This is a genomic window from Rugosimonospora acidiphila (genome assembly GCF_039543385.1).
GTDB classification, from domain to species: Bacteria; Actinomycetota; Actinomycetes; order Mycobacteriales; family Micromonosporaceae; genus Rugosimonospora; species Rugosimonospora acidiphila.
On the sequence record NZ_BAABJQ010000004.1, the window covers coordinates 57,990 to 70,427 of the forward strand.

Here is a 12,438-nt window from a genome sequence, read left to right on the forward strand (position 1 = left end):
CAACTAAAGCCCGGCACTGTTAAAGGCGCCTCAAGATGGTCCGGCCGGTGCGCCGCGCCGGGGTCCCCGGCCACCGTGACCGGCGTGACGGATCGGCGACGAAGAACCGGCCGAAGCGTCCCAATCGGCCCGATCTCACCGAGACGCCGGCCTCAGCCGTGGTGACCGGCGCAGCCGGTATCGGCTACCAGCCGTATAACTGAATCGTGATCGCGCAGCCCCGCTCGACGGCCCGAACCTGGCTGGGGCTCGGGTTGGGCGTCGCCGGCCTGGCCTGCCTCAGCGCGATGCTGGAACGGGACAACCTGACCAACGCCGCGCTGCTCTACCTGGTGCCGGTGGTGGTGGTCGCGGCCGTCGGCGGCGTGTGGCTGGGGCTGGCCGCCGCGGTGGCGTCCGACCTGCTGCTCAACTGGTACTTCGTGCCGCCGGTACACACGCTGACCGTGGACCGGCGGGGGAACCTGATCGCGTTGCTGGTCTACGTGCTCGTGGCGGTCAGCGTCAGCGTGGCGGTCGACCTCGCCGCCCGGCAGCGCGCCGCCGCGGCGCGCAGTGGGGTCGAGGCCGAGCTGCTCGCCCGGATCACCGCCACGCCGGTGGTCGATCAGTCCCTGAACCAGCTGCTCGGGCACGTACGGGACACCTTCGACCTGCGGGGCGTCGCGCTGATGGAGCACGGCGCCCTGGTGGCCGCGGTCGGCGAGCCGATCACGTCGGCGCCCACGCTGGAGGTGGAGGCCGCGCCCGGGCTGCGCCTGCTCGCGGCGGGCCCGGACCTGCTCGACGATGATCGGCGGCTGCTCGGCCGGCTGGCCACGGCGGCGGCCCGGACGCTGGAGGCGCAGCGGCTGGCCGAGCAGGCCGCGAAGGCGGCCCAGCTGGCCGAGGTCGACCGGGTGCGCACGGCGATCCTGGCCGCCGTGGGCCACGACCTGCGCACCCCGCTGTCCAGCATCAAGGCCGCCGCCTCCAGCCTGCGCGCGGGCGACGTGGCGTTCTCCACACAGGACCGCGAGGAGCTGCTGGAGACCGTCGAGGAGTCCACCGACCGGCTCGACGATCTGGTGGAGAATCTGCTGGCCATGAGCCGGCTGCAGGCCGGGGTACTGTCAGTCCAGGCTCGGCCCGTGGCGCTGGACGAGGTGGTGGCGCGGGCTCTGCTGCACGCCGCGCCCGGCGCGGCGCTGGAGGTGGCCGTCGGCGACGACCTGCCGCTGGTGTCGGCCGACCCCGGGCTGCTGGAGAGAGTGGTGGCAAACCTGGTGAACAACGCGGTCACCGCCTCGGCGGGATCGGCGGTCACCCTGTGCGCATCGGTCGCCCCCGCGACCGTCGACCTCGCCGTGGTCGACCACGGCTGCGGCGTACCACCGGCCGATCAGGAGCGGATGTTCGCACCGTTCCAGCGGCTGGACGACCGCACCGCCAACGGCGGACTGGGTCTCGGGCTGGCCATCGCCCGCGGGTTCACCGAGGCGATGGGCGGGGCGCTGCACCCCGCCGACACCCCGGGCGGCGGGCTGACGATGACCGTGACGCTGCCCCGGGCACCCCGGGATCCGGCCGCCCAGGAACGTCCACAGTGGACTGGACAATGAGCCGGATCCTGGTCGTCGACGACGATCGCCAGTTACTGCGAGCCCTGCGGATCAACCTGAGCGCCCGGGGCTACGAGGTGGTACTCGCGCCGGACGGCGCCACCGCGCTGAACGCCGCCACCCGGCAGCCCCCGGATCTGGTGGTGCTCGACCTCGGCCTGCCCGACATGGACGGGGTAGCCGTGGTCGAGGGCATCCGGGGCTGGTCCAGCGCCCCGGTGATCGTGCTGTCCGCCCGGCACCTGGAGCAGTCGAAGGTGCGCGCGCTGGACGCCGGGGCCGACGACTACGTCACCAAGCCGTTCGGCATGGATGAGCTGCTGGCCCGGGTGCGCGCGGCGCTGCGCCGGGCCGCCCCGACCGTGCATGAGCCGGTGGTCGAGACGGAGGCGTTCACCATCGACCTGTCCGCCCGCCGGGTCACCCGGGATGGCGCCGACGTGCGGCTGACCCCGACCGAGTGGCACCTGCTGGAGGTGCTGGTACGCAACGCCGGCAAGCTGGTCTCGCAGCGCCAGCTGCTGCAGGAGGTCTGGGGTCCGAAGTACGAGACGGAGACCAACTACCTGCGGGTGTATGTGGCTCAGCTGCGCGCCAAGCTGGAGCCCGACCCGGCCCGGCCCCGGTACCTGTTGACCGAGCCCGGCATGGGGTACCGCTTCACCCCGTGATCCCGGGCAACGCCGGATTGGGCTCGGTCGACGGCCCCGGGCCGAGGTCCGGCCGCAGATCGGCGGTCACGCTCAGCAGTGGGCCGTCGAGCACCTGGTGCAGCGGGCGGCCCAGCCGGCCCATGGTGCGCACCATGGCCAGGTTGTCCGGGCGCCCGTACGCGTGCAGCGCCTCCACCCCGTCGCCGGCCGCCAGCCGGGCCGCCCGCCGCAGCAGCGCGCCGCCCACCCCCCGACCCCGGTACGCCTCGGCGACCAGCAGGGCCACGTCCGCCTCGGTACCGTCTCGGAAGATCTCCGCCATGCCGATCACCCGCCCTTCGGGCTCCGCCTCGGCGATGAGCACCATTCCGTCCGGCGCCTCCAGCCGCCGGCGCAGCGCCGTGGCGGCCGACCGGCCGGTGCGTGGGTACCCGCCGTGCCGGCTGGGCCGGGAGCACTCCGCGTACAGCGCCGCGACCGCCTCGGCGTCCTGGAGTCCGGCCCGCCGGACGGTCAGCTCGTCCCCGCCGGGCAGCAGCAGCTGCCAACGGCTGGTGGCCCGCCGCAGGACGGCGCCGGCCAGGTCCACCAGCGCGTGCGCACGGGCGAACTCGGCCGGGGTGAACGGCGGCTCGTCCCGCCGCACCAGCAGCGTCCCGCCGGCCGGGTCGGGCAGCCGCATCAGGCCCTCACCGAAGTCCCGGCCGGCCGGGCAGTCCTGCGGGTGCCACGAGACCGTGGCCCCGCCCAGCAGCCCGGCCAGCGCCACCCCCAGCTCGTCCTGCTCGGCCACCAGCCGGGTGGCCACCCCCAGCAGCTGGGTCTGCGTGTCGACCAGGCCGCGCACGTCGGCGCGGCCGACCCAGGCGTCCCGGCCCCGACCCTTGGCCACGGCCGCGAGCAGATCCGCCTCGGTCAACGCGTCCGGCGCGTCGATCAGGAAGTCGTCCACGGCGCCGGCCTCGGTCGCGTGTACCTGCACCGACAGGATGTTCACCGAGCGCAGCGCGAGGCTGGCCGTCAGCACCGACAGGTACCCCGGCCGGTCGTCGACCGTCGCCCGTACTCGCCACAAGGTCATGTCGACTCCTAGCTGTCCAGTAGCGAGGTGAGGTCGGAGCCGGCCGGGTTGACCGGCCAGTCGGGCCGCCGGTGCCCGCGCCCGGCCGCGCCCGAGGCGACCGACTCCTCCAGCCGATCGCCGAGCACCTGCGCGCAGGCGCGAACCAGCTGGGACAGCCGGTCGACCTCGGTGACGTGGAACGCCGGCACGGGCAGGTCGTGCTCGCCGCCTCCCCGGGCCACGAGCAGCACCACGCCGGACCGGCCGAACGGCGCGGCGGCGTACCGGAGGCCGTCCGGCCCCTCGAAGGCGCGCGGCCGCAGCGGGGTGACGTCGGGCACCCGCAGCGGCTCGGGCGCCTGCCAACTCGCGTACGCCACGGCCGGTCCGCACGGCGGGGTGCCGCGCTCACCAGGGCTCGCCCAGTTCGCCGGTACCACCAGTGCGGCGGCCCAGTCCGCGGACAGCAGCCCCGGTACGGCATCCACCAGCGTGGTGATCCCCCCGTCCGCGCTGGCCGCCACCTGCCCGACCAGTTCGGCGTCGGCGCCGCCGGCCGCCGGTGCGCCCCCGGTCGACCGCCAGACCCCCTCCACCACGACCCCGGGGATGGCGGCGAGCCCGGCCAGGATCCGGTTCACCGGCGTCGCGGCCGGCCAGATGACCGTGAAATCATCGACGGCCCGCCCACCGACGCGTTCGAGCACGATCATCTGAACGATGTCGGCCCCGGTCACGCCCAGGGTCCGGGCGACCTGGCCGAGCGAGCCGGGGCGATCGGGCAGCCGTACCCGCAGCCGCAACAACATGGAGGACCCCCTCTGAACTGTGTGCCGGGTCCAGCCTGGCGCAATTACGTTTCAGGACGATTGCGACACTGTGTCCCCGCCACAAAGCCCGCCAATCCTCGCCCGACCAGCGACATTGGGGGAAAGATCAGCCGGCGGCGGGGCGGCGCTGGCGGCGGGGCAGCGCTGGCGGCGGCGGGCCCGGACCAGACCCACCCGGGCCCGGGCCCGACGATCGGGCGGGGTCAGTCTTTCGGCGACGAAGCGGCCGGAACGGGTCAGGCCGAGGCCCGGCGCACCAGGTGGGTGTCCAGCATCACCGAGCGGTGCTCGTCCGCCTCGCCCCGGATCCGGTCCAGCAGCAGCCGGGCCATCTCCCGACCCATCTCCTCCACCGGCTGGTGCACCGTGGTCAGCGGCGGATCGGTCTGCCGCGCCAGGGCCGAGTCCTCGAACCCGACCACGGCCACGTCCGACGGGATCCGCCGGCCCCGGTCCTTGAGTACCCGCATGGCGCCGAAGGCCATCAGGTCCGAGGCGGCGAACAGCCCGTCGATGCCCGGCCGGGCGGACAGCAGCCCGCGCATGGCCGCCGCGCCGCTCTCCTCGCTGAAGTCGCCGTACCCGATCAGGGCCTCGTCCAGCTTGAGCCCGGCCTCCACGATCGCCTGCCGGTACCCGGCCAGTCGATCCACGCCCACGCCCATGTCCTGCGGCCCGGCGATCACCGCTATCTGCTGGCGCCCGTCCGCCGCCAGGTGCTCCACCGCCTGCCGGGCGCCCCCAGCGTTGTCCACGTCCACGAAGTTGATCGGTTGATCGTCCGGTATCAGCATGCCGGCCGGCCGGCCGCCGAGGACCGCGGGCAGCCCGCGCTCGCGCAGCCGGCCGGGCAGCGGATCGTCGTCGTGCAGGGACAGCAGCAGAACGCCGTCGACGTGCTGGCGGGTCAGGTGCTGGTTGACCCGGTCGCGCTCCTCCGGCGACTGGGCCATCGCCAGCCACAACTGCAGCGGGGTCTCCAGCAGCACGCTGCTGATGCCCCGGATGATGCCGGCGAAGAACGGCTCCCCGAACACCCGGGCCTCGGACTCGGAGACGACCAGCGCGACAGAGTCGTTACGCTGCGTGACCAGTGCCCGCGCGGCCCGGTTCGGTACGTAGCCCAACTCCTCGATCGCCCGCTGGACCGCCGCCTTCGCCTCGGGGCTCACCTGAGGGGATCCGTTGACGACCCGGGACACGGTGCCACGGCCGACACCCGCCCGGGCCGCCACCTCGTCCAGCGTGGGTCGTCCGGCGGAACGGGTTCGCTGGGTCGTCATGTCACAAATCTCCTCGCCGGTCCGAGCCTGATCGCCTCCCTATTGTGCGGTCAGCCCGTTCCGCCTGGTTACCTGCGCGTACCACGCGCCGCTGGCCTTGAAGACCCGGCGCTGGGTCGTGTAGTCCACATACACCATGCCAAAGCGCTTTTCGTAGCCCCAGGCCCACTCGAAATTGTCCAGCAGCGACCAGGCAAAGTATCCGCGAAGTGGGACTCCCTCGCTGATCGCCTGGTAGCAGGCGCGCAGGTGGCCGTCCAGGAATCCCACCCGGTCCAGGTCGTCGACCCGACCCTCGGCGTCCGGTACGTCGTCGAACGCCGCGCCGTTCTCCGTGACGTACAACGGCAGCTCCGGGTACTCGTCGTGCACCCGGCGCAGCACCTCGACCAGGCCGGGAGCGTCGATCTCCCACTTCATGCCGGTCAGCGGCACGTCCCGGCTCACGAACCGGACGTTCTCGCTGCCCGGCCAGTCGGAGGGTCCGGAGCCGGCCATCGGGGTGCCCGCCGGGGGCGCGGCCACCACGTACCGGCTGTAGTAGTTGATCCCGAGCAGGTCCAGCGGCGCGCTGATCACGTCCAGGTCGCCGTCCCGGACGTGCCTGAAATCGGACAGCCCGCGCACGTCGTCGATCACGTCCTCCGGGTACCGGCCGAGGAGCAGCGGATCGAGGAAGATCCGGTGCGCCAGCCCGTCGATGCGGCGGGTCGCGTCGAGGTCCTCGGGGCACTCGCTGGCCGCCGACATCGCGTACAGGTTGAGCGTGATGCCCACGCTGGCCGGCGGGCCGGACTGCTGCCGGATCGCCCGGGTCGCGAGGCCGTGGCCGAGCATGAGGTGGTGCGCGGCCGGAATGGTGAGCGCCGGCTCCCCCCGGCCGGGCGCGTGCTGGCCCGAGCCGTACCCGAGGAACGCGGAGCACCACGGTTCGTTCATCGTGGTCCAGTGCGACACCCGGTCGCCGAGCGCGAGGTGCAGGGCGGCGGCGTAGTCGGCGAACCGGTAGGCGGTGTCCCGGTTGGGCCAGCCGCCGGCGTCCTCCAACTCCTGCGGCAGGTCCCAGTGGTACAGCGTGAGCCAGGGCTCGATGCCCCGCCCGTTCAGCTCGTCGAGCAGCCGCTTGTAGAAGTCCACGCCGGCCTGGTTGAGCGGGCCGGAGCCGCCGGGCTGCACCCGTGACCAGGACGTCGAGAACCGGTACGAGCGCAGGCCCATGCGCTCCATGAGGTCCACATCATCCCGGTACCGGTGGTAGTGGTCGCAGGCGACGTCGCCGGTGTCGCCGCCGGCCACCCGCCCGGGAGTGTGGCTGAAGGTGTCCCAGATCGAGGCGGTCCGACCGTCCTCTGCCGCAGCTCCCTCGATCTGGTAGGCGGCAGTCGCCGCCCCCCACAGGAAATCGGCGGGGAACGTCGCGGCATCCTGTGCCAGCAGGACAGCTTCGGGCGCGAGATTGTAGGTAGTCACGCTTTGAGAGCACCTTCCATGATGCCGCCGATGATCTGACGGCCGAGCACGATGAAGACGATCAGCAGCGGCACTGTCGCCACCGCCGTACCGGCGAACACCTGCGCGTAGTCCTGGTAATACCCGTTGCCCAGGTTGCGTAGGGATATCAGGACCGTTGGATTCGCCGGGTCCTGCATGGCGACCAGTGGCCAGAGGAAGTCGTTCCACGTCTGCATGAACGTGAAGATCCCCAGTACCGCCGCGGCCGGGCGCAGCGCCGGCAGCACGACGTGCCAGTAGATGCCCCACGTGTTGCTGCCGTCGACGCGGGCCGCCTCGATGAGCTCATCGGGCACCGCCTGGCTGGCGTACTGCCGCATCATGAACACGCCGAAGCCGTTGACCAGCACCGGCACGATGACCGCGGCCAGACGGTTCTCCCAGCCCAGCTTGACCATGATCAGGTACAGCGGGATGAGCCCGATCTGCACCGGGATCATCATGCTGCCGAGGATCACCAGCAGCATCGCGCTCTTGCCGCGGAAGCGCAGCTTGGCGAACGCGAAGCCGGCCAGCGAGGAGAAGAAGACCACCGAGAGGGTCACGCAACTGGCGATGATGACCGAGTTGAGCAGGCCCTTGCCGACGTTCGCGCTCTCGTTGGAGAAGACCTTCGACAGGTTGCTCATGAGGTGACTGCCGGGCAGCAGCGCCGGCGGGGACTTGTAGATGTCGTCGTTGTCCTGCGTCGCGCCGATCAGCATGAAGTAGAGCGGGAAGATCGACAGGACGATCGCCACGAGCAGGGTCAGGTAGGTCAGCGGGCTGGTCTGCCACAGCCGGGAGGAGGCCGCCCGCACCCGCCTGGGTCGCTCGCGGTGTTGGGGTTCGTCGACGCGGGCGTGCGAGGTGTAAAGCGTCGCCATCACAGCTCCTTTACTTGTCCGAGTTGATCCGGCGAACGATGAGGAAGTTCAGCACCGACGTGATCAGGATCAACAGGAACAGGACCCACGCGATGGCGCCGGCGTAACCCAGCCGGGAACGGTTGAACATCTCCTGCAGCAGGTACATCGTCACGGTCTGGAACTGGTGCAGCGAGCCGCCGCCCAGATAGTTCGAACCGCTGCCGAACAGCGCCGGTTCGCCGAAGAGTTGCAGACCGCCGATGGTGGAGATGATCACGGTGAACACGATGGTCGGTCGCAGCATCGGTACCGTGATCCGCCAGAACTGGGTGATCGGCCGGGCGCCGTCCAGCGAGGCCGACTCGTAGATGTCCTTCGGGATCGTCTGCATGCCGGCCAGGTAGATCAGCGTGTTGTAGCCGGTCCAATGCCAGTTCACCATCGTGGCGAGGGCCGACCACGAGGCCACCTTGCTGGCCTTCCAGTCGATGTGGTGCACGCCAACGAAGTGCAGCAGGTAGTTGATCAGCCCGAAGTCCTTGCTGTAGAGCTGGTTGAAGACCAGGCCGATGACCGCGGTGGAGGTCACGATCGGCGCGACGATCCCGATCCGCAGCAGCGTGCGCCCGCGCAGGGCGCGGTTGAGCAGGTTGGCCAGGAACAGCGCCATGAGCAGCTGGGGAATCGTGGAGATCACGAAGATCCCGAACGTGTTGCCGACCGAGTTCCAGAAGTCGTGGTCGTGGTACAGCTCGACGTAGTTGGACCATCCCACCGAGGTCGAGGTCTGCGCGCCGAGCTGCCAGTTCCGGGTGGACACGAAGAGCGTGTAACCCAGCGGGTAGAGCATGAACAGCGCGAAGATGATGAAGAACGGTGCGACGTAGAGGTATGGCGAACCCTTGATGTCCAGAGCGGTCAGGCGGGATCGCAGGGTACGGGGCGGACGAGGTGGTAGCGCCTGTCTGGCCGCGTCGGTCGGGCCGTGCGCGGGCGTCGCGTCGAGGTGCAGGCTCATCTGATTCTCTCCCGATCAGGGCCGACGGGCGGGGCGCCGGGCGCCATCGCCGCCGGCGGCCCAGGTCCATGCGCCGGGCCGGTCGTGGTCGGAACCGGTACGCGGGTGGCCACCACCCGGACCGATCCGGCCACGACCGGCCTGTGGCCGCTACTTGGCCGCCGCCGCGCCGCTGCTCAGCGCGAGTTGCCAGGCCTGGTCAGGGGTCTTCTTCTTCTGCTCGACCGCTTGCAGCGTGGCCTCCACCGCCGTACGCACGTCGTTGTTCTTCGCACCGAGGTAGACCGGCTTGAGTGCCTCGGCACCCGCACCGAAGATCTGCCCGGTCGGCGCGTTGCTGAAGTACGGGTTCTTGAACGCCTGGAAGGTGGGGTCGTCGTAGTCCTTCGGCGAGGACGGCAGGTTGCCCAGCTTCTCGAACACGGCCAGCTGGCTCTCCGGGCTGGTCAGGAACTTCACCAGGTCCGCGGCCTCGGCCGGGTGCTTGCTCTGCTTGGTGACCGACAGGAACGAGCCGCCCCAGTTGCCGCCGTCGCCCGGCGCCTTGGCGATGTCCCACTTGCCGGACAGGCCGTCGCCGGAGTTCTCCTGGATGTTCGCGAGCATCCAGGCGGGGCAGGCGATGGTCGCGAACTTGGAGTTCTTGAAGCCCGCGGTCCACTCGTCGGAGAACGAGATCTCGCCGGCCGACAGGCCCTGGCTGATCGCCTTCGTGGTCATGTCGTACGCGGTCTTGATGTCCGGGTTCGAGCTGAGCACCAGGTTGTTCGACTTGTCGAAGTAGGTGTAACCGGTGTTGGCGCCGGCCACCTGCATCAGGATGTTGTTGTAAAGGTTGGTCGCCGCGTCCACCCACTTGGCCTTCGAACCCTCGGGTGAGCCCGCGAACTTCACGCCCTGGTCGAGGTAGGCCTGCCAGGTCGGCCACAGGTTGCCGACGGCGGTGCGGTCGGTGGGCAGGCCGGCCGCGGCGAACATGTCGGTGCGGTAGCAGATGCCCATGGAGCCGACGTCGGTGCCCAGGCCGAGCAGCTTGCCGTCGGAGGTCGTGCCCTCCTGGAACTTCCACGGCAGGAAGTTGTCCTTGAGCGCGGCGCCGCCGTAGTTGTTGAGGTCAACGAAGTCCTGCGCCAGGCCCTTGTACTTCGTGATGGTGCCCTCTTCCAGGGCCACGATGTCGCCCGCGCCGGCGCCCGCGGCGAGCGTCTGGTCCAGCTTGGTGTTCTCGTCACCAAGCTGCTGACCCTCGCCGATCTCCTTGATGGTGATATTGGGGTGGGTCTGCATGTACTTGTCGTACAGGCCGGCCTTGGCCGTCTCGTAGCCGAACTCCCCGTAGACCGTGACGGTCAGTGTGATCTTCTTGTCGCCGGAGGCAGTGTCGCTCTTCGAACAGCCGGCCGCGACCAGCGCGGCGGCGGCTACCACAGCGACCGCCGCGAACCCGCGGCGGCGCGAGATGACGCCCATCCTTATGACCCCTCTCAGGTCGCGATGTGTGGCGAAGGTGCCGGCCAGGGCCGGCCTTTTCGTTGGGGTGTGCCCGGCCCGCCAGTGACTGGCCGGACCGGGACGCCACACCGTGAGTGGGGCCCGTGGCTTCCAACCACGAGCCTCGGGAGCGCTCCCATGAGAGTGCCGCCGAGTTTTCGGGCTGTCAAGGGCGGCTTGGGAGCGTTCCCATTTCGTTACGGGCTCCACCTGGCCCCCCACAAGGCCGAGCACGCCGTCCAGGAGAGGAAAAATTCGCGGGTCTCACGACATCGCGCGCGATAAATCCCGCCGACGGCGGGGCCCACCGAGGTATCGGCGGATCGGCGTCGCGCGGTCCCACACCGGGACGTCACTGCGTGCGATCGTCGCCCGCGCGACGCACCCCGCCCGGACGCCCGGACCGCCCGGACCGCCCGGACCGCCGAAGGACGCCGCGACCGACCGGCGCGATCAGCCGCCCAGCTCGGCGATGGAGATCTCGCGCATCTCCACCTTGCGCACCTTGCCCGTCACCGTCATCGGGAACGCGTCAACCACCCGGACGTACCGCGGGATCTTGTAGTGCGCGAGCTTGCCGGCGCAGAAGGCGCGCAGCTGCTCGACGCCGAACTCCGCCGCGCCCTCGCGCAGCTTCACCCAGGCCACCAACTCCTCGCCGTACTTCGCGTCGGGGACCCCGATCACCTGCGCGTCCACGATGTCCGGGTGGGTGTAGAGGAACTCCTCGATCTCGCGCGGGTAGATGTTCTCCCCGCCCCGGATCACCATGTCCTTGATCCGCCCGACGATCGACAGGTACCCGGCGGGGTCCATCACGGCCAGGTCGCCGGTGTGCATCCAGCGCCCCGCGTCGATCGACTCCGCCGTCATGTCGGGCAGATTCCAGTACCCGAGCATCACGCTGTACCCGCGGGTGCACAGCTCACCGGCCTCGCCGCGGGGCACCGGCGCCCCGGTGGCCGGATCGACCACCTTCACCTCGACGTGCGGGTGCACCGCGCCGACCGTGGACACCCGGCGCTCCAGGTCGTCGTCGCCCCGCGTCTGGCAGGACACCGGGGAGGTCTCCGTCATCCCGTAACAGATGGTCACCTCGGCCATGCCCAGCTCGCCGATCACCCGCTTCATCACCTCGACCGGGCAGGGCGAGCCGGCCATCACGCCGGTACGCAGGCTGGACAGGTCGTGCTCGGGCAGCGACGGTTCGGCCAGCTCGGCGATGAACATGGTGGGCACGCCGTACAGCGCGGTGCACCGCTCGGCGGCGACGGCGCGCAGCGTGGCGGCCGGATCGAACGCCGGGCCCGGGATCACCACGCAGGCACCGTGGCTGGTCGCCGCGAGGTTGCCCATCACCATGCCGAAGCAGTGGTAGAACGGCACCGGTACGCAGATCCGGTCCGCCTCGGTGATGCCCTGCCCCTCGGCCACGAAGAACCCGTTGTTGAGGATGTTGTGGTGGGACAGCGTGGCGCCCTTCGGGAAGCCGGTGGTACCCGAGGTGTACTGGATGTTGATCGGGTCGTCGAAGGTGAGGGTGGCCTCCCGGTCCGGCAGCAGCGCCTCGTCGACGGTCGACCCGCCGTCGAGCAGTTCGGACCAGTCGGCCGTGCCGAGATAGACCACCTCCCGCAGCGCGGGGCACTCCGGCCGGATCTGGTCCACGATAGCCCGGTAGTCCGACGTCTTGAACGTCTCCGTCGAGATCAGCGTGCGCACGCCGGCCTGTTGCAGCACGTAGGACAGTTCGTGGCCGCGGTACGCCGGGTTGATGTTGACCAGGATCGCGCCGATCCGGGCGGTGGCGTACTGCACGAGCAGCCACTCGGGGACGTTCGGCGCCCAGATCCCCACCCGTTCGCCGCGGTCCACCCCGAGCGCGAGCAGGCCCAGCGCCACCCGCCGCACGTCGGCGTCGAACTCCCGGTACGTCCACCGCCGGCCGCTGGGCACGTCGACCAGCGCCTCGCGATCGGGAAAGCGGGCCACGGTGGCGGCCAGGTTGGCGCCGATCGTGTCGCCGAGCAGCGGCGTGGTGGACGGACCGTTGGCGTAGGACAGTGCCGGCATGGCGCACCTCCGCGAAGCGGCGTCCCCGGCGACGCCGTTCCAATGATTGTCATCACTGAAGATCCC

At 70.6% G+C, this 12,438-nt stretch carries 10 protein-coding genes; 2 read left to right on the top strand and 8 right to left on the bottom strand.

The genetic code is table 11. The annotated features are described in order from the left end of the window. Window positions 1–206: 206 nt before the first annotated feature. Both ABEA87_RS07930 and ABEA87_RS07935 read left to right on the top strand, forming a co-directional pair. On the top strand, window positions 207–1,601 hold the full coding sequence (locus ABEA87_RS07930; RefSeq protein ID WP_345627478.1) for a sensor histidine kinase: 1,395 nt from the start codon (window positions 207–209) through the stop codon (window positions 1,599–1,601). Next, a complete protein-coding gene (locus ABEA87_RS07935; RefSeq protein WP_345627480.1) occupies window positions 1,598–2,272 on the top strand; it encodes a response regulator in 675 nt (224 codons plus the stop codon). The genes ABEA87_RS07930 and ABEA87_RS07935 overlap by 4 nt, the downstream gene beginning before the upstream one ends. Here the strand turns inward: ABEA87_RS07935 and ABEA87_RS07940 are convergent. The 8 genes from ABEA87_RS07940 to ABEA87_RS07975 form a co-directional block, all read right to left on the bottom strand. Then, the gene (locus ABEA87_RS07940; RefSeq protein ID WP_345627482.1) at window positions 2,262–3,335 is read right to left on the bottom strand and encodes a GNAT family N-acetyltransferase; all 1,074 of its coding nucleotides are present in this window, start codon (window positions 3,333–3,335) and stop codon (window positions 2,262–2,264) included. The two genes, ABEA87_RS07935 and ABEA87_RS07940, sit on opposite strands and share 11 nt — an antisense overlap. 8 nt (window positions 3,336–3,343) lie before the next feature. After that, window positions 3,344–4,126, bottom strand: coding sequence for an ACT domain-containing protein (locus ABEA87_RS07945; RefSeq protein ID WP_345627484.1), 783 nt, complete (start codon window positions 4,124–4,126; stop codon window positions 3,344–3,346). A gap of 257 nt (window positions 4,127–4,383) precedes the next feature. Next, window positions 4,384–5,430: a LacI family DNA-binding transcriptional regulator gene (locus ABEA87_RS07950; RefSeq protein ID WP_345627486.1), complete on the bottom strand. Its 1,047-nt coding sequence runs from the start codon at window positions 5,428–5,430 to the stop codon at window positions 4,384–4,386. A gap of 39 nt (window positions 5,431–5,469) precedes the next feature. Continuing rightward, window positions 5,470–6,900, bottom strand: a complete 1,431-nt coding sequence (locus ABEA87_RS07955; RefSeq protein ID WP_345627488.1) for a GH1 family beta-glucosidase — start codon at window positions 6,898–6,900, stop codon at window positions 5,470–5,472. Then, window positions 6,897–7,808 (bottom strand): carbohydrate ABC transporter permease, encoded by a 912-nt coding sequence (locus tag ABEA87_RS07960; protein WP_345627489.1) that lies wholly within the window; start codon window positions 7,806–7,808, stop codon window positions 6,897–6,899. Before ABEA87_RS07960 ends, ABEA87_RS07955 begins: the two co-directional genes overlap by 4 nt. Before the next feature lie 10 nt (window positions 7,809–7,818). Beyond that, the gene (locus ABEA87_RS07965) at window positions 7,819–8,808 is read right to left on the bottom strand and encodes a carbohydrate ABC transporter permease (RefSeq protein WP_345627491.1); all 990 of its coding nucleotides are present in this window, start codon (window positions 8,806–8,808) and stop codon (window positions 7,819–7,821) included. A 150-nt stretch (window positions 8,809–8,958) separates the two neighbouring features. Beyond that, window positions 8,959–10,278 (bottom strand): extracellular solute-binding protein, encoded by a 1,320-nt coding sequence (locus tag ABEA87_RS07970; RefSeq protein ID WP_345627493.1) that lies wholly within the window; start codon window positions 10,276–10,278, stop codon window positions 8,959–8,961. A 474-nt stretch (window positions 10,279–10,752) separates the two neighbouring features. Continuing rightward, complete coding sequence (locus tag ABEA87_RS07975) at window positions 10,753–12,372, bottom strand: AMP-binding protein (RefSeq protein WP_345627494.1); 1,620 nt, start codon at window positions 12,370–12,372, stop codon at window positions 10,753–10,755. Window positions 12,373–12,438 lie beyond the last annotated feature (66 nt).

Coding starts and splice junctions, on each gene's coding strand:
- ABEA87_RS07935 (WP_345627480.1), top strand. CDS start 1,598: ATGAGCCGGATCCTGGTCGTCGACGACGATCGCCAGTTACTGCGAGCC.
- ABEA87_RS07940 (WP_345627482.1), bottom strand. CDS start 3,335: ATGACCTTGTGGCGAGTACGGGCGACGGTCGACGACCGGCCGGGGTAC.
- ABEA87_RS07945 (WP_345627484.1), bottom strand. CDS start 4,126: ATGTTGTTGCGGCTGCGGGTACGGCTGCCCGATCGCCCCGGCTCGCTC.
- ABEA87_RS07950 (WP_345627486.1), bottom strand. CDS start 5,430: ATGACGACCCAGCGAACCCGTTCCGCCGGACGACCCACGCTGGACGAG.
- ABEA87_RS07960 (WP_345627489.1), bottom strand. CDS start 7,808: ATGGCGACGCTTTACACCTCGCACGCCCGCGTCGACGAACCCCAACAC.
- ABEA87_RS07965 (WP_345627491.1), bottom strand. CDS start 8,808: ATGAGCCTGCACCTCGACGCGACGCCCGCGCACGGCCCGACCGACGCG.
- ABEA87_RS07970 (WP_345627493.1), bottom strand. CDS start 10,278: ATGGGCGTCATCTCGCGCCGCCGCGGGTTCGCGGCGGTCGCTGTGGTA.
- ABEA87_RS07975 (WP_345627494.1), bottom strand. CDS start 12,372: ATGCCGGCACTGTCCTACGCCAACGGTCCGTCCACCACGCCGCTGCTC.